Origin of the sequence: Streptomyces sp. SA15 (genome assembly GCF_002291145.1) — a bacterium.
Taxonomy (GTDB): domain Bacteria; phylum Actinomycetota; class Actinomycetes; order Streptomycetales; family Streptomycetaceae; genus Streptomyces.
In genome coordinates this window covers 24,983-44,385 of sequence record NZ_NTGE01000040.1, presented here as the reverse complement: position 1 = coordinate 44,385, position 19,403 = coordinate 24,983, and the positions used below count along the sequence as shown (strand labels likewise).

19 protein-coding genes, 1 tRNA gene and 2 pseudogenes are annotated in these 19,403 nt (G+C 69.2%); 19 read left to right on the top strand and 3 right to left on the bottom strand.

From position 1 onward, the window contains the following. The first annotated feature begins 146 nt into the window (after nucleotides 1-146). From CLM62_RS06530 to CLM62_RS06520, 3 genes are all read left to right on the top strand, one after another. Nucleotides 147-3,230, top strand: coding sequence for an FG-GAP-like repeat-containing protein (locus tag CLM62_RS06530; protein WP_095748894.1), 3,084 nt, complete (start codon nucleotides 147-149; stop codon nucleotides 3,228-3,230). Between the two features lie 48 nt (nucleotides 3,231-3,278). Continuing rightward, nucleotides 3,279-4,850 carry an amino acid permease gene (locus CLM62_RS06525; RefSeq protein WP_257003695.1) on the top strand — a complete coding sequence of 524 codons (1,572 nt, stop codon included), beginning with the start codon at nucleotides 3,279-3,281 and terminating at the stop codon, nucleotides 4,848-4,850. A 142-nt stretch (nucleotides 4,851-4,992) separates the two neighbouring features. Beyond that, nucleotides 4,993-5,065 (top strand) — tRNA-Lys (locus CLM62_RS06520). A 231-nt stretch (nucleotides 5,066-5,296) separates the two neighbouring features. Here CLM62_RS06520 and CLM62_RS06515 read toward each other — a convergent pair. Further along, a complete protein-coding gene (locus CLM62_RS06515; RefSeq protein ID WP_095748893.1) occupies nucleotides 5,297-6,229 on the bottom strand; it encodes a hypothetical protein in 933 nt (310 codons plus the stop codon). Between the two features lie 377 nt (nucleotides 6,230-6,606). Between CLM62_RS06515 and CLM62_RS06510 the strand changes: the two genes are divergently transcribed. The 3 genes and pseudogenes from CLM62_RS06510 to CLM62_RS52645 form a co-directional block, all read left to right on the top strand. Then, nucleotides 6,607-6,855: a hypothetical protein gene (locus CLM62_RS06510; protein WP_095748892.1), complete on the top strand. Its 249-nt coding sequence runs from the start codon at nucleotides 6,607-6,609 to the stop codon at nucleotides 6,853-6,855. A 62-nt stretch (nucleotides 6,856-6,917) separates the two neighbouring features. Then, nucleotides 6,918-7,241 carry a divalent-cation tolerance protein CutA gene (cutA, locus tag CLM62_RS06505; protein WP_179381972.1) on the top strand — a complete coding sequence of 108 codons (324 nt, stop codon included), beginning with the start codon at nucleotides 6,918-6,920 and terminating at the stop codon, nucleotides 7,239-7,241. Nucleotides 7,242-7,448: 207 nt separating this feature from the next. After that, nucleotides 7,449-7,583, top strand: a pseudogene (locus tag CLM62_RS52645) (helix-turn-helix transcriptional regulator); the annotation flags it as partial. On the opposite strand, the gene CLM62_RS52640 reads toward CLM62_RS52645, so the two are convergent. Next, the gene (locus tag CLM62_RS52640; protein ID WP_306457891.1) at nucleotides 7,527-7,760 is read right to left on the bottom strand and encodes a hypothetical protein; all 234 of its coding nucleotides are present in this window, start codon (nucleotides 7,758-7,760) and stop codon (nucleotides 7,527-7,529) included. The pseudogene CLM62_RS52645 and the gene CLM62_RS52640 overlap by 57 nt on opposite strands. A 178-nt stretch (nucleotides 7,761-7,938) precedes the next feature. Here CLM62_RS52640 and CLM62_RS51125 point away from each other — a divergent pair, with 178 nt between their 5' ends. The 11 genes from CLM62_RS51125 to tgmC all read left to right on the top strand — a co-directional run bounded on the left by CLM62_RS51125 (nucleotide 7,939) and on the right by tgmC (nucleotide 14,354). Then, complete coding sequence (locus tag CLM62_RS51125; RefSeq protein WP_257003706.1) at nucleotides 7,939-8,691, top strand: hypothetical protein; 753 nt, start codon at nucleotides 7,939-7,941, stop codon at nucleotides 8,689-8,691. Nucleotides 8,692-8,815: 124 nt separating this feature from the next. Then, complete coding sequence (locus tag CLM62_RS06495; protein ID WP_095748891.1) at nucleotides 8,816-9,424, top strand: hypothetical protein; 609 nt, start codon at nucleotides 8,816-8,818, stop codon at nucleotides 9,422-9,424. Next, entirely contained in the window at nucleotides 9,424-9,792 is a 369-nt protein-coding gene (locus tag CLM62_RS06490; protein WP_095748890.1) for a hypothetical protein, read from the top strand. The genes CLM62_RS06495 and CLM62_RS06490 overlap by 1 nt, the downstream gene beginning before the upstream one ends. Beyond that, entirely contained in the window at nucleotides 9,774-9,938 is a 165-nt protein-coding gene (locus CLM62_RS49810) for a hypothetical protein (RefSeq protein ID WP_179381971.1), read from the top strand. The genes CLM62_RS06490 and CLM62_RS49810 overlap by 19 nt, the downstream gene beginning before the upstream one ends. After that, a complete protein-coding gene (locus CLM62_RS06485; protein WP_095748889.1) occupies nucleotides 9,925-10,467 on the top strand; it encodes a hypothetical protein in 543 nt (180 codons plus the stop codon). The genes CLM62_RS49810 and CLM62_RS06485 overlap by 14 nt, the downstream gene beginning before the upstream one ends. Before the next feature lie 208 nt (nucleotides 10,468-10,675). Further along, nucleotides 10,676-11,026 (top strand): hypothetical protein, encoded by a 351-nt coding sequence (locus CLM62_RS06480; protein ID WP_095748888.1) that lies wholly within the window; start codon nucleotides 10,676-10,678, stop codon nucleotides 11,024-11,026. A 110-nt stretch (nucleotides 11,027-11,136) separates the two neighbouring features. Beyond that, entirely contained in the window at nucleotides 11,137-11,532 is a 396-nt protein-coding gene (locus tag CLM62_RS06475; protein WP_095748887.1) for a DUF6302 family protein, read from the top strand. Continuing rightward, on the top strand, nucleotides 11,525-11,767 hold the full coding sequence (locus CLM62_RS06470) for a hypothetical protein (RefSeq protein WP_143658953.1): 243 nt from the start codon (nucleotides 11,525-11,527) through the stop codon (nucleotides 11,765-11,767). The genes CLM62_RS06475 and CLM62_RS06470 overlap by 8 nt, the downstream gene beginning before the upstream one ends. Nucleotides 11,768-11,994: 227 nt before the next feature. Continuing rightward, nucleotides 11,995-12,291, top strand: coding sequence for a putative ATP-grasp-modified RiPP (tgmA, locus tag CLM62_RS06465; RefSeq protein WP_095748885.1), 297 nt, complete (start codon nucleotides 11,995-11,997; stop codon nucleotides 12,289-12,291). Continuing rightward, nucleotides 12,288-13,235, top strand: coding sequence for an ATP-grasp ribosomal peptide maturase (tgmB, locus tag CLM62_RS06460; protein WP_095748884.1), 948 nt, complete (start codon nucleotides 12,288-12,290; stop codon nucleotides 13,233-13,235). The genes tgmA and tgmB overlap by 4 nt, the downstream gene beginning before the upstream one ends. A gap of 96 nt (nucleotides 13,236-13,331) precedes the next feature. Further along, the gene (gene tgmC, locus CLM62_RS06455; protein WP_257003694.1) at nucleotides 13,332-14,354 is read left to right on the top strand and encodes an ATP-grasp peptide maturase system methyltransferase; all 1,023 of its coding nucleotides are present in this window, start codon (nucleotides 13,332-13,334) and stop codon (nucleotides 14,352-14,354) included. 273 nt (nucleotides 14,355-14,627) lie between these two features. On the opposite strand, the pseudogene CLM62_RS06450 reads toward tgmC, so the two are convergent. After that, a pseudogene (locus CLM62_RS06450) lies at nucleotides 14,628-14,966 on the bottom strand (STAS domain-containing protein); the annotation flags it as partial. A gap of 161 nt (nucleotides 14,967-15,127) precedes the next feature. Between CLM62_RS06450 and CLM62_RS06445 the strand changes: the two are divergent. Together CLM62_RS06445 and CLM62_RS06435 are read left to right on the top strand one after the other, a co-directional pair. Continuing rightward, a complete protein-coding gene (locus tag CLM62_RS06445; RefSeq protein ID WP_143658951.1) occupies nucleotides 15,128-15,607 on the top strand; it encodes a helix-turn-helix transcriptional regulator in 480 nt (159 codons plus the stop codon). A gap of 800 nt (nucleotides 15,608-16,407) precedes the next feature. Continuing rightward, nucleotides 16,408-19,374, top strand: coding sequence for an AfsR/SARP family transcriptional regulator (locus CLM62_RS06435; RefSeq protein WP_095748880.1), 2,967 nt, complete (start codon nucleotides 16,408-16,410; stop codon nucleotides 19,372-19,374). Nucleotides 19,375-19,403: the final 29 nt, after the last annotated feature.

Sequence of the window (19,403 nt, the reverse complement as noted above, 5' to 3'; positions counted from 1 at the left end):
CCCCGGGCGGGTGGACAGAAAACGCTCTCCGCGGAGCTGTGAAAAGACTGTAAGATCAGCCGACTTATGAGGGGGATGCGACGGCCGGGGGGCCGGAGGCATCTGATGCGGTGCGCTCCCTCTCCTTTTTTCCGGGGAGGATCACCTTGGCCCGTCATGTCTTCGTACGTCGCTCGAGAGCGAGACGCGCGGCCGTCGCCGTAGCGGCTTCCGCCGCGCTCGCGGCCGGACTGAACCCGCTGCTGCCGTCGGCGTCGGCGGCGGAGGTGCCGCAGGAGACGGTGGTGCCGGCGGCGCTGCGCGACTACGGCCTGCAGGCGACGATCCGGACGTCGTCGACCCACAACGGTCACGACGCCGCCGGGGCGCAGGGTGTGTTCCACTCCCTGGAGGGCAGCAGTGGCCTGCTGTGGACGCGTTACGCGGACGGCGAGTCGGTGAGCGTCCCGGCGCCCGCGGGGACCGCCGCGCTGACGACCGGCACCGATGTCCTGGTGTACAAGTACGCCGACGGCCGTGTCGACTTCTGGGACGCGACGGACGGCACCAGCCGCACCCTGCGCATCCCGGACGGACTCGGCTACCTCACGTCCTACGACAATCTGACGGTCGCCTACGTGAACGTGACCGGCGAGGACGGCGTGACCACCCGGGTCATGCATCTGCTGACGCCGGGGCCCGACGGGACGACCGAGGACCTCACGGTCACGGGAGGCCCGACCGGTCTGATGCTCGGGCAGGCCGCCGGTGCGGACTCCGGGATGCTGTACTTCCGTGCCTCCGTGGACGGGCAGCCGGGTCTGGCCGCCGTGGACCGTGCGACCGGTGAGGTGCGCGGCTGGAGCGGACCGCTCCCCGTCGCGTACAGCAAGGTGAACCTCGGCGGCGGTCATGTCGTCGTCTCCGCCGCCGACAAGGCCACGGTCCTGGTGTTCCGGCGTGACCTGTCGGCAGCCCCCGTCGAGATCGCGCTCAAGGGTGTCAGCGACGGCGCGAACGCCACCCACGACCTGGCTGTCGTCGGCGACTGGCTGGTCAACGGGATCTACTCGACGACCGCGCAGCCCATCACGGGCGGCGAGCCGGTGACCCTGCTGAAGTCCTCGGCGTACGGGACCGCGGCCGGGCCCGGCGGTACCGCCGTGAAGATCGGTACCGGCACCGGCGAACGGGGCATCCAGCGCATCACGCCGGGCGCGGACGGCGGCCCGCCCGTCGTCACGCTCGTCAAGGCCCTGCCCAAACCGCCGTTGCCGATTCAGGGCCTGTCCCTGGAGCAGGGGCGGCTTGTCGTCATGGACCTCTACCGCAGCTGGGTGCGCGCCGACTGGATACGGACGGTCGCCCCGTCCGGCACCCCCGTCTTCGGCGAGCGCAGCGCGTTCACCACCGATGTCGCAATGGACCCCTGCGCCGCTACTGACGTCGCCTGTGCCCAGGTCCAGGGCACGGCCGACGGCCGTATCGCCTGGCTCTCCCACGACGAGACCACCGACCGGATCAGGGTCCACGGGCCTGGCTCGAACGGCCTGTGGGAACGCACCGGGCTGCCGCAGGGCGGGCGGATCACCGACGTCTCGGGCCCGTACCTGCTCTACACGGCGCCCACTCAGCAGTACGTCTACCGGATCGGCGACGACGGAACCCCGGCCGTCACCCGCACCCCCGGCGCCGCCGGGCTCTCCGGTGACGTCCTGTGGACGGCGGGCACGACACCGGGAGCCGTCACCGCGTACAACCTGACGTCGAAGAAGGTCACCGAGACCCTGACGACCGACGCCGGCTGCACGCCCGCCGAGCTCCAGGCGCTCGGCCGCTATCTGTACTGGACCTGCGACGGTAGGGCCGGCGTCTACGACCGTACGGCGAAGAAGTCAGTGCCCGTGCCGAGCGGCGAGGCCAAGCTCGGTGACGGATACGTCGTCACGCACGACAAACAGGCCGGGAAGCTGACGCTCACCACGGTCGCCGACGGGACGCCCGCGAGCCGGTTCATCGGGGACCTGTCCGACACCGGGGTCTCGCAGCGGGACGTGCGCTGGACGGTCGACGAGTCGGGCGCGAACGCGGCCTACGTGGATGACCAGGAGCGCGTGCACCTCGTACCGTCCGGAGTGCCGCAGCAGCCGTTGCGCCTGCTCGCGCCGGCCGCGAAGACGTCGTCCGTCAAGGCGCACGAGATCGACACCACGCCCGACACCCTGGCCACCCTGTTGCTGTCGAAGCCGTCGGCGAACTGGCGGCTGACCGTGCGCAGCAAGGCGACCGGCAAGGTCGTGGACACGCGGGACGGCGGCGCCTCGCGCGGCGAGCTGAGCGTCGGCTGGTTCGGCACCGACTCCAAAGGCATGTTCCTGCCGAACGGCTCGTACGACTGGTCGCTGGCCGCCGCGCCGGCGGACGGCGTTGGCGCTCCGGTGGAGGTGACCGGCACGGTGGCGCTGCGCGGCGGCGCCGCAGCCCGTCACGACCACCTCGGCGGCGACGGCATCGGCGACCTGCTCACCCTCAACTCCGCCGGCGGCCTGACCTTCCAGCAGGGCACGGGCAAGGGCACGTTCTCGGGGAAGGTCACCGGCAGCGGCTGGCCCACCTCGGCGCGGTTCGTGTCGTACGGCGACCTGAGCGGGGACCGCTGCAACGACGTTCTGGTGCGGTACAGCAGTGGGGCCCTGCGGCTGTACAAGCCGGGGTGTGGTGCCGCGGTCAAGCCGTCGACGTCGTACACGACGCTGGGCAGCAGCGGCTGGACCCAGTACGACGTCCTGACCTCGCCGGGTGACGTGAGCGGCGACGGCCGTCCGGACCTGATCGCCCGCAATACGTCCACCGGCACGGTCTACCTGTACAAGGGCACCAGCACCGGCAAACTATCGGCCCGCGTGAAGCTCTACGACAACTGGAAGACCTACAAGAAGATCGTCGGGGCCGGCGACCTCAACGGCGACGGCATCGGCGACCTCCTCGCCCAGGACAAGGCCAACACCCTCTACCGCTACTACGGCAGGGGCAACGGCACCTTCTCCGCCCGCACCAAGCTGTTCACGAACTGGGGCGGCTCCTACAACGTGATCGTCGGCGTCGGGGACATCACCGGCGACGGGAAGGCCGACATCGTGACGCGGGACACCAGCGGCAACCTGTACCGCAACAGCGGTGATGGCAAGGGGTCGTTCGGTGGACGCGTGAAGATCGCCACCGGCTGGCAGGGCTACAAGGGCATTTTCTAGCCAAGTTGTGACGTGTGTCATGCCCTCGGCGAGGGAATCGCTGGGGGCATGACAGATGACGCGACATCGAGTGGGCAGACGAACCTCTCGAAACCCTCGGAGCTCTCGGAGCTCTCGGACGAGGAACGGCTGGCCCAGCTCGGTTATACGCAGGTTCTCGCCCGCCGCATGTCGGCGTTCTCCAACTACGCGGTCTCCTTCACGATCATCTCGGTCCTGTCGGGCTGCCTGACGCTTTACCTGTTCGGCATGAACACGGGCGGCCCGGCGGTGATCACCTGGGGCTGGGTCGCGGTGGGCCTGATGACCCTCTTCGTGGGCCTGGCCATGGCCGAGATCTGCTCGGCGTACCCGACGTCGGCGGGCCTGTACTTCTGGGCACACCGCCTGGCGCCCTCGCGTACGGCCGCCGCCTGGGCCTGGTTCACGGGCTGGTTCAACGTGCTCGGCCAGGTGGCGGTGACGGCGGGCATCGACTTCGGAGCGGCGTCCTTCCTGGGCGCGTACCTCAATCTCCAGTTCGACTTCGAGGTGACGCCGGGCCGGACGATGCTGCTGTTCGCGGGCATCCTGGTGCTGCACGGCCTGCTGAACACCTTCGGCGTACGGATCGTCGGCCTGCTCAACAGCGTGAGCGTGTGGTGGCACGTGCTGGGTGTGGCGGTGATCGTGGGCGCGCTGACCTTCGTACCGGATGAACACCAGTCGGCGTCCTTCGTCTTCGGTGAGTTCGTGAACAACACGGGCTGGGGCAGCGGGATGTACGTGGTGCTGCTGGGCCTGCTGATGGCCCAGTACACCTTCACGGGTTACGACGCCTCGGCCCACATGACGGAGGAGACGCACGACGCGTCGACGGCGGGCCCGAAGGGCATCGTCCGCTCCATCTGGACGTCATGGATAGCGGGCTTCGTCCTGCTCCTGGGCTTCACGTTCGCGATCCAGTCGTACGACGGTGCCCTCGCGTCCCCGACGGGGGCACCGCCGGCCCAGATCCTGCTGGACGCGCTGGGCGCGACGGCCGGCAAGCTGCTGTTGCTCGTCGTGATCGGGGCGCAGCTGTTCTGCGGGATGGCGTCGGTGACGGCCAACAGCCGGATGATCTACGCGTTCTCGAGGGACGGCGCGCTGCCCTTCTCCCACATCTGGCACACGGTGAGCCCGCGCACCCGGACGCCGGTGGCGGCGGTGTGGCTGGCGGCGATGGGGGCACTGGTGCTGGGGTTGCCGTATCTGATCAACGTGACCGCCTATGCGGCGGTGACCTCGATCGCCGTGATCGGTCTGTACATCGCGTACGTCATCCCGACGCTGCTGCGGTTGCGGAAGGGGGACGGTTTCGAGCGAGGGCCGTGGCATCTGGGGCGGTGGTCCCGGGCGATCGGGGTGGTGGCGGTGGCGTGGGTCTGCGTGATCACGGTGCTGTTCATGCTTCCGCAGGTGTCGCCGGTGACGTGGGAGACGTTCAACTACGCGCCGGTCGCCGTTCTGGTCGTACTGGGGTTCGCGGCGACGTGGTGGGGGGCGTCGGCTCGGCACTGGTTCCTGAACCCGGATCATGAACGGACTCGGGCGAGGGAGGCGGCTCGGGCGGGGGCGCCGGAGCCGGTTGATCCGTGACGCTCCCGTGCGTTCGGAGTGGGTTCTGAGTGTGTGTTTGGCGGGTGCTCAGTGGGTTCTGACTGCCCGGCGCGGCCGTGTCGCCGATACCCGATCGGAGACACGGCCTCGTCCGGCTATGCTCGGGGTGGCAACATCGCCAGGGCCGTTAGCTCAATTGGCAGAGCAGTGGACTTTTAATCCATTGGTTGTGGGTTCGAGTCCCACACGGCCTACCGGATGGAACCAAGGAAACCCCTGGTCAGACACAGTCTGGCCGGGGGTTTCTCCGTTTCCAAGATCGTTAGCTCCACCGAAGCTCCACCGAAGTGCATGTGGTCACAGCATCTCCCATCCGACTACGGGCCGCCTCCGGTTTGACCACGGAAAGCACCACTGAGCATGCGGGGAGGGGCGCCGTCGGTCTCACCGACGGCGCCCCTCCCGATCTCCGGTGCCGGTACCGACTACCGCACGTCGACGTAGTCACCCACGGCGTTGACCGCCGGGGTCGTCGAGGTGCCGGCGAAGCTGAAGCGCCAGTAGCCGTCGTAGCTCGCGGTGGCGGTGGCCTTCACGTTGCCGTACGAGTCGGAGTACACGGTCTTGACGGTCGTGTACGTGCTGGTGCCCGCCTTGCGGAACTGGAGCTTGACCGGCTGGTTGGTGTAGCCGTGGTACTGGTTGTCCTCCCAGTTGGCGCGGGAGAGCTTGCCCGTGGTGGTGATGGTCCTGCCCTTGTACACGGGCTCCGGGCCGGCATTTGCGGTCAGCCTGGAGTAGCGCTGGATCAGGGTGGTGCCGAGGCTGCCCTGGTCGGCGTACCCGACCTTGGACGGGTCGTAGGTGGTGCTGCTCGGGTCCTGGCCGTTCCACGCGATGGCCAGGGCGCCCGCGCTCCACGAGCCCGCGTCGGCGTTCACGAGTTCGCCCTCGGCCGGGTAGATGTCGATGTTGCCCTTGCAGGTGGCGGTCGTCGACGAGGTGGCGGTGCAGGTGGCCGGGTCGTCGCCGAAGAGGGTGTTGCTCGGGTCGTCGTAGGACCCCTTGTAGATGTACGGGCCGGTCTGGAAGTCGGACGCGGTGATGTCGACATCGCTGCCGTGCGTCAGGGTGTACGTGACCGAGAACGCGACGTGGTTGGTGGTGCCGACCTTGTACGCCTTGCCGATCTGGAGGTTGGAGAAGGTGACGTCCATGGCGTACGGCTCGCCGGTGGTGTCGGCGGTGGTGTCGGCGGCACTGAACGTGGTGCGGCCGGAGTCGGCCAGGGCGGCTTCATGGATCTTGGTGGCGTCCGTGCGGTAGGACGCGGAGCCGTCGGCCTGCGCGGCCGGGACGGCGAAGGCGGAAAGGGCCAGGGCGCCGGAGACGGCGGCCACAGTGGCACGAATGCGCATGCGTTCCCCAGGGGGAGAAGTGATCTAGGAGTCTGACTGACTCAAGGGATCTGATCCATGAGGCCTGGGGTGGGTTGTACCGGGCGATCCGGATTTTGTCGTCGCATACGCCATGTTTGGTGCCCGCATTACGAAACTCACCGCCGGCGCCGCCCGTGTGCGGTGCCGGCGGTGAGCGGGGCGTGTTACCGCTGCCCTTCTTGCATGCGCCGCACGGACGCGCACGGAAGTGGGCCGGGCCTGGAGGCCGTTGGACCCGACCGCCGAAGGCGACGCACAAGAGGGGCCCCTGAGGCCTCCGGGGCCCCTCTCGCGTTCCGCACGCCGACGTCACCGCCGGGATTGGATCGTTTCAGTCTTGAGGCGGACTCCTCCATGTGCGGCCTCCCGACCGCCGTGTCTACTTCGACTTGGACTTGTCGGTCGCCCTCGGGTTCGCGTTCGGGTTCGGGCTCTTGCGCTACCCGTCAGCGGTGTGGGACTCCTCCGAGGAGGGCCTGTGCTGCAAGTACTACGCCAAGTGCAAGAGGTACGGAAGCGGGGCCAACCCGCTCTGCCGCTCATGCTTCGTGGAGGCCGTGGTGAAGTGGGGGCCGGGCGTGAGGCAGAAGGGCTACAACGCCTGAGGCCGACCAGCCCCTAGCCGGAGTCCATCCCCGCCGGAGCGGCTGACGGTTAGCCTCGCGGTGTGAATGACTACGTGCAGGTCTCGACAGCGACGCCGGCCCGTGAGCATGCCGTGGATCTCGCAAAGGGGGCGGTCAAGGGACGGCTGGCAGCAGGCTCCCAAATCATCGGCCCGGTGGGGTCCGTGTTCTGGCACCTCGGGGAGTTCGGTGAAGGCGAGGAGTGGCGGCTGCTGCTCACGACGACTACAGACCGGTACCCGGAGTTGGAGCGGTATCTGATGGAGAACCATCCGTGGGACAGCCCGGAAGTGATCGCTGTGCCGATCACTCACGGGGCGCCGCGGTGCCTTCGGTGGATTGAGGACTCCGTGGGCGATTCCTAGGCTGCCTGGACCGCAGCCACATGTCCGTACCGCGCTGGCGCACCAGGCTTTAAGGCCGAAGGCGGGAGGACGTGCGGTCACCCTATGTGAGGGTGCTGAGGCCGATCGGGTCCGTACAGAGCTGCGCCCCCATCCGGCTTGAGGAAGCGGCCGGGGGCGCAGTTCGGCGTAGCGTTCTGAGTGTCTAGGTCAGAACGGAGCACCAGTATGCCCCTTACCAGTGACGAGCACATCGGCAAGCGCGTCAAGATTGCCCGTAATGCGGCCGGTATGACCCAGGTTGAGCTAGCCGATTTCCTGGAGCGCACGGAAGCATGGGTCGCGAACGTCGAAAACGGCCGTCAGCCCCTTGACCGGTTTTCCATCGTTACCGCCATCGCTGACCGGTGTGACGTCGATGTGGTCTGGCTCCTCGGCCAGCCCTATCGTCTCCAGCGCAACGGCGGCTCGCTCGCCCACGCGCATATCCCCGCGCTGCGCACAGGCCTGCGCCGTTCCGGTCTCATCCTGTCCGGTCATCCGGGGATGAGCCCAACCGGAGTCCCGGTCGACCTGACCACGCTCAAGCGCCGGTCCATCAAGGCGAACAACGCCCGCCAGGCCGCGAACCTGCCGAAGGTGGCGCAGCTCCTCCCGCCCCTCGTCGAGGACCTCAACACCGCTCCTGATCGCCGAAGGCCCGGACCGCGAAGAAGCGTTGCGGCTCCTCGCGGATGCCGCCCGTACGGCGCGCATGTGCCTCAACCAGCTCGGCTATCCGGACCTCGCCTGGTCCTCGGCGGAGGTAGCGGCCGGCGCGGCAACACAACTCGGCGACCCCGTGACGAAGGCGGCCGTGGCATGGGACCGCTGCGGCGCGCTGCTGCACCAAGCCAGTTTGCGGGAGACGGTCGCCGTCGCCGAGGCGGCCCTCCAGGACCTCGAACCGCTGGCCTCCGGCCGTACGGTGGACCAGCGGGCCGTATCCCTGCGTGGGGCGCTCCACCTACGGGCGGCGATCGCCCACGCTCGGGGTAAGCAGACCAGCAACGCGTGGGCGCGCATTGACGCCGCGCTGGAGGACGCCGATCGGCTCGGGCCGCAGTGGTACGACGTCGAGCAGCAAACGGTGTTCGGGCGGGGCGTGGTCGCGGTACACGCGGCGGAGACCGGGGTCGAGGTCGACCAGCCTGACACCGGCTTGCAGCGTGTGCCGGAGGTGAACGTCGACGACGTCCCCAGCAAGGAACGAAAGACTCACTTCGCCATCGACGCGGCGCGGGCGATGCACCGCATGGGCCGCAGCGCATCCGCGGTGACGAAGCTGCGCGAGGCAGCCAGCCACGCGCCGTACTACGTGTACGCGGACCCGATGGCCCGGGCTCTGGTCTCCGACCTCGCCCGGACTGGCGTGCCTTCGCAGGCCGCCGCCCTCTCCGGGCTCATCCGGAACATGGAGCTCGTCAGCTAGAATCGGCGCCAACTCCCGTCCCGCGAACGCCCCCTAGAAAAACTAGGGGGCGTCGCCGTGTCAGCGGGCAACCCTGGACAGGTCACTATTCGTGCCTGAGTGATCACCCAGGGGGTATCGGCGCATGGAGCCGATCACCACCCGCGATCCTGCCGCCGCGGCGCTCGCGTATCTCGCGCTTGAGTGGCCTCTCGCTGTGGGATACCGCTATCGGCCCAGGCAGGGCTGTACCTGCGGCAACGTCAACTGTGATGCGCCGGGAGCGCATCCGTTCCCACAATGGCGGCGGCTGACCCCGGCCACCGTCCCGAGCGACGTCCAGACGGCGCCCGGCGCCGGCCTCATCGCCCGCACCCACCAGTTCGACGCCGTCCTCGTGCCGCGCTCAATCGGCATGGCGGCCATGGTGCAGCTAGACCGCAAACGCATCTCGCCGCCGTGCCTGCTCCTGGAGCCTGACCTCTACGCCATGCTCGTCCTGCCGGCGACCGGCCGGTACACCATGGCGGACGATGTGGTCGAGGTCCGCACCGGCCGGGACGGCTGGATCCCGCTCCCGCCGAGCCATGGCGTCCGCTGGGACACCGCGCCCTGGTACGAGGGGACGACCACGCCACGGGACCTGGTCCACGGTTCGGACGTCGGCCCGATCCTCGCCGAGGGCTTCAAGTTCGCCCGCGTACGGGAGGCCAGCCAACAGAGGGCCCTCAAACCGGAGGAGGCGAGAAGCTGATGCCCCGTCGTCTCATGGCCCCCGCGGAGGAGGCCGTCGCGGAATGGCTGCTCACGTTCGCATCCTGGGACGAGGCGAAGGCCTCGGAGGAATGGGCCACCGGGGGCATAGCACTCCTGCGGTGCGGAGCAGCGTTCTGCGCGATTCGTGTGCCCGTCCCGTTCGTCGAGGCGGCGGCTATGACCAAAGATCCGGCGACGGTGGACGCATATCTCGCCGAGGCGCTGCACGGGGCGCCGGCCTTCCGCTGCAACTCCGGCCAATCCATTTACGTCCTGGTGGAACCGACCGTCATCGAGTGGTGGAAGGACCCGGATGCCGAGTGCATCGGCGCCGGGAGGAGCTCGGCGTGCCGCGCCCGGATCTGATCGGGCATCCCGGCCGCACGCTTTCGTACTGGGCCGTCCCCATGTCCCGGCCTGGCGGCCTCGGCAGCGGTGAGGCCGTCTCTCAACTCGTCAAATACGGCCGGTTCTTCACGGCACAGCAGGAGGTGGGCAATGACCGGCGCTGAGACTGGCACCGAGGTCACGGAGGGGAAGAACCTGACGACGCTTCCGGAGCGTCAACTCGCCGTCTCTCACTGGCTCCTCGGTGCCGCCGATGACCGGGATCATGCCCGTGCGCAGTGGGTGGAACAGGAGATAGCGCTCCTGGCCTGCGGCAGCATCTTCGCCGCCGTAAGGATTCCCGCCGGTCTCGTGTGGGCCGCGGCCAAGACGCAGGAGCTCAAGGAGGTGGACGCTTTCCTCCGCCGGTGGTTCGACGGCGGCGCGGTGTTCATGGACCTCCACGCCCTCTTGTACTGCGCCCTGGTGCCCGGGTCCACGGGGTGGCGCTGGAATGACCGGGAGTTCCCGGGCGTGGGATGCGTCGGCCGTGACAAATTCCTCGGCGTCCCAGCCGTCCATCTCACCGAGCCAGCCGCCCGCGCGTACTGGTGCCTCCCGATGGACTCCCCCGGAGACCTCTGTTACCTGGACGAGGTGGAGGAACTGATCCGCACCGGCCAGGCGGCCCGCAGCCAGGGAGTGACCCGGTGACCGTGGAGGCCTTCACAGGCGCGCTGGGGCTCCCCGCGCCGCGCCCCGTCCCACCGGAAGAGCTGACGGCCGCCGCCGTTGGGCGGGTGCCGCTCAACGTGCTCATTCCCACCGGGCGCCTGGTCCAGGTCCTCAAGGCGTGGGGCCGCGGCCAACTCGCCGAGGTCCCCGCCGGCCTCGGGTTCGACGTCCTCTTGACCCTGGGGCGGTGGCAGAGGACACCGTCCGGCGGATGCGCGAGGCCGGGAGACCCGTTGGGCCGGTCATCCTTGGCCCGTCCGGCGGGGAGTTCATCCTCGAACGCGGCTCGGCGCCGCGTTGGTCCGCGCCGTGGTCCACCCTCCTCCGGCCGGGGTCGCTGGTCCTCCTCCCACCGCCCACCGTGTGCCACCCGCAGACGGCGGCTGCCCGCGGCTGGCTCGTTCCCCCTTCCCACCATGAGGCGCGCGAGCCGCTCAGTGCCGGGGTGACGCCGGGCGGCGCGCTCCTGGAGCCGTACCTCGCTGCGGTAGCGCACGCCGAGGCGGAGGAGGCCGCCCGGACGGGCGACCTCCGCTGAACACCCCGGGGGCGGCGGAGACGGCGCCGCGCGCCTCCGGGGATTGGGCCCGGGCCTCGCTCCCCCAGGGCCGCGCCGTCGCCGAACCTGTCACCCGTAGGAGAGGAACCGTGGACCCGAAGCTGGAACGCCCCGGAGAGCTGGATGAGTGGGAGATGTGCTGGTACCGCGAGAGGCTGGACGACCCCGCGCTCCTGGACGCCTGTGTCGTGGTCGTGATCGAGGAGAGCCGCTATCTGGCGGTGCCGGTCGGTGGAAAGCGCCGCGGCGGCTACATCCTCTTGGATGACACGAACCACCTCGAGCAGCTCCGTGACGCGTTGAAGGACCGCGACGGCTTCCCCTCGGTCCGGGTGCGCTGGTCGCGCCACCCTGACGTCTGCCACTCCATCGCGTGGGGCGATCCGCACCCCCGGACCACGGACCAGAACAAGGTGCTGGAGTTCTACGGCTTCGACCTGGACGCCGTTGAGCGCGCGTGGAAAGAGGAGAACGAGAATGTCTAGCAAGCCCACGCAGGCGCCGGGCGAGGAAGCCAGGACCGTGGAATTCACGTCCCTCAGCGTCGGCGCCTTCGTGGTGCGAGTGCGGGCGGACGGTCGTACCGGACGGGAGGCGTGGAAGCTGCTGCGCGAGCGCCACCCGTGGTTCGCGTGGGGAGCGATCGCGTACGTCACCCTCCTCCTCGTGGCCGTGGGCGCCCTGATGCTGGCCGTCGTCGCGGAGGCCGTCTCCTCCTGACTCCGCCCCCGGCCCGATGTTCCTCCCGGGCCGGGGCGGTCCCCGGCCCGGCGCACCCGACCTCGACGCCCGCGGTGCGCCGGGCCGCCACAAGCTCCGCCCGTACGAACGGCATTCGGCGCGGGCGGAACGGCGCCGGGACCCACGTCCCCTTTGCGGTCCCGGCGCCGCTGAAAGGTCCATGACCCGTCCAGTGGCGGGTCTCACTGCGACCCAAGGAGCAACACATGTACGTCCACTCTGACCGCCTGCCCACGGGCCCGGCGGTCCCGCAGGGCACCATCACGCTTCGCCCGTGGGGGATCGCCCGCATGGAGCCGTACCCGACGCCGGCCCCCGAGTACGCCACCGTCCAACTGGACCCGGCAACCCAGACCGGGGTGTTCTTCGACGCCGGCGGCCAGGTCATGGAGGTGCCCGGCCACGGCACCAGCACCGGCACGAGCCCGTCAACCGGCACCAGCCCGGACGGGAGCGGCCAGAGCACCACGGACACCGACACGGGGAGCGACAGCGACCAGTGAGTGATCCGCGTCCGGTGTTGGTCGTCACCAGCCTGCACGACCCCACCGCCGACGTGGTGATCCGCGAGCTGCACGACCGGGGCGTCCCGGTCGTGCGGCTCGACTCGGGGGACTTCCCCGCATCACTGTCGGTGGAGGCCGAGATCACCCAGGAAGGCGTCCGCGGTCGCCTCATCACCCCGTCCCGTACCGCCGACCTGGCGGCCGTCCGCTCGCTCTACTACTGCCGGCCTACCGGATTCGCCTTCCCGCACCTGGACGAGCAGGATGCGCGGTTCGCGGTCACACAGGCCAGATACGGGCTCGGAGGCGTGCTGGCTTCACTGCCCGGCTGCCTCTACGTCAACCACCCGCACCGCATCGGCGACGCCGAGTTCAAACCATCCGGGCTCGCCGCGGCGGTGGAGGCCGGGTTCCTCGTGCCGCCGACGCTGATCACGTCCAGCCCTGACGCTGCCCGGGAGTTCATCAAGGGACACGACTCCGTCATCTACAAGCCGTTGTACAACCCGGTGTATCGGGTCCATGGCGTGCCGTCCGTCGTCCGCGTGGCCGAGGTGGCCGCCGAGGACATCGACGACAGCGTCTCCGGCACCGCGCACCTCTTCCAGGCGCGCATCCCCAAGGTTGCCGACGTGCGCGTAACCGTCATCGGCGCGCGGGTGTTCTGCGTCCGGATCGACTCTGACCTCCTGGACTGGCGCACCGATTACAGCCGCTTGCGCTACACCCCCGTGGAACCGCCGCCCGGCATGGAGACGGCACTCCGTACCTACCTGGACCACTTCGGCCTGGTCTTCGGCGCTTTCGACTTCTGCGTTGGTGAAGACGGGCGATGGTGGTTCCTCGAATGCAACAGCTCCGGTCAGTGGTACTGGCTGGAGCCCGAGACCGGCCTGCCGATGTGCGCGGCCCTGGCTGACCTACTGGAGAGGACGACGTGAGCGACCACGTAGAGAAGCTGCACGGGCAGCTCATCGACCGGATGACCGCGGGGGGCTCGCCTGCGTACCAAGCCGTGGAAGCGCGCCGCTCAGGCGGTGCCCCGGCACGAGTTCCTGCGGGGCGGGTTCTTCCGCCGGGTGCCGGGCGCCGCGTCCGCGGCGTGGGCCCCGGTCCTGGAAGGTGACGAGGACTGGCTCACCGGGTGCTACGCGGATGAGTTGCTGGTGACACAGATTGCGGGCACCATCGTGCCGGCGGACATCCACGGCGAGATCATGCGCGAGCCGACCAGCTCCAGCACCCTGCCCTCCCTCGTCCTTCGGATGCTTGAGGACCTTCAGGTGGAGCCCGGCGCGAAGGTGCTGGAGATCGGCACCGGTACCGGCTACTCCACCGCGGTCCTTTGCGCCCGACTCGGTGAGGAGTATGTGACGTCCGTCGAGTACGACAAGGATGTCGCCGCGCGGGCGCAAAGCGCCCTCGGCCGGCTCCAGGTGTATCCGACGCTCATCACGGGTGACGGTCTCCTCGGGTACAGAGGCGGAGCACCGTATGACCGCGTCATCGCCACGTGCGGCGTACGGAAGATCCCGGCGGCCTGGATTGAGCAGACCCGGCCGGGAGGGCTGATCCTGGCGACCGTGGGCGGCTGGCTCGGGTCCTCGGAACTGGCGTGCCTGACGGTCCAGGAGGACGGCACGGCATCCGGGCCCCTGCTCGGCGGCGCGGTCAGTTTCATGCTCGCGCGCCCGCAGATGGCGCCCCCGCTCGGTCTCCTCCCTGACCTGAGCGCCGGGAGGGAGCGGGAGGCCGTCGTCGGCGCGGATGTACTGGACGACTGGACCAGCCGCTTCGTGGTCCAGGCCGCGGTCCCGAGCGCTCAGCGTCTGACGCTGGAGCAGGACGGGCGAGTGGAGCATGTGCTGATCGATGCCGAGTCCGGGTCATGGGCCGCCGTCTACGAGGAGGACGAGCGCTGGATCGTCCGCCAGGACGACACAGAGCCCCTCTGGGACGCCGTGGAGGAGCAGATGGGCCGCTGGCGGGTCGCCGGTGCACCGGCGCTCACGGAGTTCACCGTCACCGTCACCCCGAAGGGGCAGACCATCAGCTGGTGACTTCTGCTCACATGACAGTGGGCCCGGGGGCTGACGGAAGCGGTAGCTTCAAGTCCTCGCGGAGTGCGCGGAGGGTGGGTCGAGCGGGCCGCACGGATCAGTCGTCCTCGCCTACTCCGCCGAGTTGCCTGCTCGACCTGCTTCTCGGTCGTCGGCGTGCCGGGGCTGCTGATAGGCACAGCGGCGGTCATGGGTTCACAGCAGGCTGTGCTTCCGGCACCAATCCTCAATGCTCTGCGCCTCGCCTGTGACGGTCTGTCGCCAGTGGGGATCGGCGAGGATCGCCTCCGGGACCGAGGTGTAGATGGGGAAGACCTTGGTGAGTCCGGTGATCCGGAAGATCTTGATGATCCTGTCGGCATTGATCACAAGCTTGAGTGATCCTTCGCGCTGGAGTAGCCGCTTGAGGCCACCCACGAGTGCGCCCAGGCCGGTGGAATCCAGGAACTCCACGCCCCGCATGTCCGCAATGATGTGGACGACGCCCTTGTCGACGAGATCGATCATCTGTTCGCGCAACTTGGCGGCGGTGTACACGTCGATCTCACCTGTGATCCGAAGGGCAGCGCAGTCGTTGCCCGCAATCACTGGCTCCAGGTGGAAATGATGCATTTCGATCTTCCTTATTCCTTCGATGTACCCCTCGTGCTCGCCAGTGCGAGCCGTGCCCGGCACAGGCCGGCCTGTGTCACCATGAACAATGACAGCGAAATATCAGTAATTACAGTAGTCCGGCGGCAAGGCATTGTCAATGGAGAACTTTCACTGTCATCGTGCTGGGTGACGAAACGGGAGCAGGGATGCGGGTTGAAGAGGCCATCGGAAAGCAGATCGCGCGCCTTCGGGAGGCGCGGCAGATGTCGCTCACGGAACTGGGCGAGGCCCTGGGGCAGTACCTGGAGAGGCCCTGGAGCCGCCAGGCCGTCCACCAGGCCGAACGCGGGCGCCGCGCCTTCACGGCGGCCGAACTGACGGCCCTCGCCTTGGCGCTCGACACCTCGATCCCGGCCCTGTTCCTGGCAGAGGCTGAACACGTCCAGCTACCCAGCAAGATCATCTCAAGCGAGGAGTACCGGGGTGCCCTCCTGCATGGAGGGCAGGATGCGCCCCTGGACGGAGTCGAGGAACTGATCGTGGCGTTGCATGACATCGGCGAGGTCCTGTCGAGACCCACTCTGGCCCGTCTGGCGAAGATCGGACGGGTGGCAGAGCAGGTGGCCGGGCCTGCGCCCGAGGGGTCAAAGCCCGGGTGATCCGGGCGCGTCCAAAGGCGCAGCCAACCGGCGACGCAGGCCATCACCGCCGGGGAAATCCCCCTCTGACCCGCTACGCAGCGTCGGGGTCGGCTTCGGTCGGCTCGGGCGCTGCTTCATTGCGCCCCGAGTCGGCGGTAAGCGTCCAGCCTGTGGTGCCGACGGCGGGGTGCCCGGGGAAGCGGCTTGGCGAGCAATCGCTTCCCCGGGCCGGGTCCACATCCGGCGCGGGTGTCTATGCCACGGCGTTGAGGGCGGAGTACAGGGCGTAGAGCACCGCGGGAAGTGCGCCCACGAGTCCTGTCAGGGCTGCGATCACCACGGGCAGCCGTTTATTGGACCTCAACGACCTGACGAGGTAACCGACCAATACAAAATAGGCCAGAGTCACTACGACTCCGGCCAGAAGCACAGGTGGACTGATTGATTGCATGACAGCGCTCGTTCTCCCTATGACTTTTGCCCAGTCCGGTTCTGCGGCGCGCGTCAGTAGACAGACCCTCAAGGGCCCTTGGCAGGAGCCCAGTCCACCCATGGCACGGCGGCATTGGGATGACGGTAGCTCAAAGAGCGTCAGGTGAGCCAGAGTTGAAGAAAGGGAGCAGACACGGCCACTGAAGTCTCCGGCCGTCCACCGGGGCGGCCGGGGGCCCGGGATGCCACTCCCGGGCGACCCCGGCTCAGCGCAGCCCCGGACTGGGCAAGTCACAGAGTGCGGTTAACCGATGCTCGCAGGCACCCATAAACGATCCATATACGTCTGCTAAACGAGTTGATACGCTGACGGAGGGGAGGCAGCGATGGACGGCGTACCACGAGTACCGGAGCAGCGTCCCACCACGTCGCCGGACGAACCGGCAGCACTGCGCTTCAGCGTGCTCGGGCCCGTGCGCGCCTGGCGCGGCGAGGAGCCGCTGAACACCGGTTCCCCCCAGCAACGTGGCCTGTTGGCCGCCCTGCTGCTGCGCGAGGGCCGTACGGCGACCGCGGCCGAGCTGATCGACGCTCTGTGGGGCGAAGAGCCCCCGTCGCAGGGGCTGGCCGCCGTCCGGACGTACGCCTCCCGCCTGCGCAAGGTCCTCACCTCCGGGGTGCTGGTCAGCGAGTCGGGCGGTTACGCGATCCGGGGCCTGGGGTACGGGGCCCTGGACTTGGCGGTGGCGCAGGAGTGCGCGACCGGGGCGGAGAAGGCGAAGAACGCCGGGGACCTGGACCAGGCTCGCCACCTGCTCAACCAGGCGCTGGCCCTGTGGGACGGTGAGCCGCTGTCCGGGGTGCCCGGCCCGTACGCCGAGGCACAACGGGTGCGTTTGGAGGAATGGCGACTCCAACTGCTCGAATCCCGCCTGGACATGGAACTGGAGCAGGGCCAGTACGCGGAGGCCGTCTCGGAACTCACCGCTCTGACGGCGGCGCATCCGCTGCGGGAGCGACTGCGTGAGTTGCTGATGCTGGCGCTGTACCGCAGTGGCCGGCGGGCGGAGGCACTCGCGGTGTACGCGGACACGCGGCGCCTGCTGGCCGACGAGCTGGGGGTGGATCCGCGCCCGGGCCTCCGTGAGCTCCAGCAGCGGATTCTGCAGGCCGACCCCGGCCTGGCGGAAGGGTCCGCGCCGAAGGCCGAGCCGACGACGGCACCGATACGGCCCGCCCAACTCCCGGCGAAGGTACCGGACTTCACGGGCCGCTCCTCGTTCGTGGCCGAGCTGAGCGAGGTGATGGGCTCGGCGGAGGGCCGGGTGATGGCGATTTCGGCCCTGGCGGGCATCGGCGGCGTGGGCAAGACGACCCTGGCCGTGCATGCCGCCCACCGGGCACGGGACGCCTTCCCGGACGGGCAGTTGTACGTCGATCTGCAGGGTGCGGGCGCGAGGGCGGCCGAACCGGAGGCGGTACTCGGCTCCTTCCTGCGAGCCCTGGGCACGGCGGACTCGGCCATCCCGGACTCCCTGGAGGAACGGTCCGCGCTGTACCGGTCCGCGCTGGACGGTCGGCGGGTGCTGGTCCTGCTGGACAACGCGAAGGACGCGGCGCAGGTACGGCCCCTGCTGCCGGGAACGGATGGCTGTGCGGCCCTGGTGACGTCGCGGGTCCGGATGGTGGACCTGGCCGGGGCCCACCTGGTGGACCTGGACGTGATGTCGCCGGACGAGGCGCTGACGTTCTTCACGAAGATCGTGGGCGAGGAGCGTGTCAGGTCCGAGCGGGAGGCCGCGCTGGACGTGGTGGCGGCGTGCGGATTCCTGCCGCTGGCGATCCGGATCGCGGCGTCCCGGTTGGCGGCGCGAAGGACGTGGACGGTGTCCGTCCTGGCAGCGAAGCTGGCGGACGAGCGGCGACGGCTGGACGAGCTGCAGGCCGGGGACCTGGCAGTGAAGGCGACGTTCGAGCTGGGGTACGGGCAGCTGGAGCCGACGCAGGCGCGGGCGTTCCGGTTGCTGGCTCTGGCGGACGGGCCGGACCTCTCCCTGGCGGCGGCCGCGGCGCTGCTGGACCTGCCGGTGGAGGAGACGGAGGACCTCCTGGAGTCCCTCGTCGACGCCTCGGTACTGGAATCGGCGGCGCCCGGCCGCTACCGCTACCACGACCTCGTACGCCTCTACGCTCGAGCTTGTGCGGAGCGGGATGAGCAGCCGCCGAGCGAGCGGGAGGCCGCGCTTTCCCGGTTGCTGGACTTTTATCTGGCCACTGCGGCTGGGGTGTACGCGATGGAGCGGCCCGGCGACCGGCTGGTCGACTGCCTGGACCCGACCGCCGGCGGCGGGTTGCTCTTCACCCGTCGTCATGAGGCCCTGGACTGGCTGTTCGGCGAAGCAAGGGCCCTGCTTGCCGCGGCCCGTCAGGCCGTCGTCGTGGGCAAGTTGCGCAAGGGGGCCGATCTCCTGCTCGCGGTGCGCGATCTCGCCGAGTCCGGCAGCGACTTCCGGCACTACGAGTCTGTGGTCACGGCCTTGTTGAACGCTGCCGTGGCACAGGGCGACGAGCGGACCGAGGCACGGGCGCGGGCGACCCTCGCTCATCTGCACTCCTTCATGGGGCGTTTCCGGGAAGCGGAGCGAGAAGCGTGCGAGGCGGTGCGGCTCGGCAGAACGACCGGTGACTCCTGGATCATGGGCGACGCGCTCAACAGCAGGGGGGTCATCGCGCTCTACCAGAAGCGGCACAGGGACGGAGAGGCGTACCTCTCCCAGGCCATCGAGCACTTCCGCGCCCTTGACGACCGCCCTGGAGAGGCCGGCGCCCTCTGTAACCTGTCGCGGATCCACCTCGCGATCGGACGGACGACGAGCGCCGTATCGCTGGCGCGACAGGGCATCGACATCTACGACGCCCTGGGCAGCTCCCTTCGCGGCGCCAACGGCCGCTACGCACTCGCCTTGGCCCTCACCCAGAGCGGAGAGCTGGATTCCGCGAGCGTCCGCCTCCACGAGGCTCTGGAGGTGTTCCGCGACAGCCGTCAACGCCTGTGGGAGGGCATGACCCTGTTCCGCCTGGCCGAGGTCGACCTCGCCGCGCAGCGGCCGGCGCAGGCCGCGGCAAACGCGGAACTGGCGTTGACCTTGTTGGGGGGCATCGGCGGGGAGTGGCGTCGGGCCAACGTCCTCGTCGTTCTCGGCCACGCGCTGAGCGGTATCGGGCAGCTCGGGCGCGCGCAGGTCTGCTGGCGTGAGGCCCTGAACGTCTTCGAGGACCTGGGCGCCCCGGAAGCCGAGTCGGCCCGCTCGCTGCTCAGCGACCATGCCCGTCGGACGTACAGCGCCGCCTGACGGGATCGCCGTACGGGCACAAACGTCCC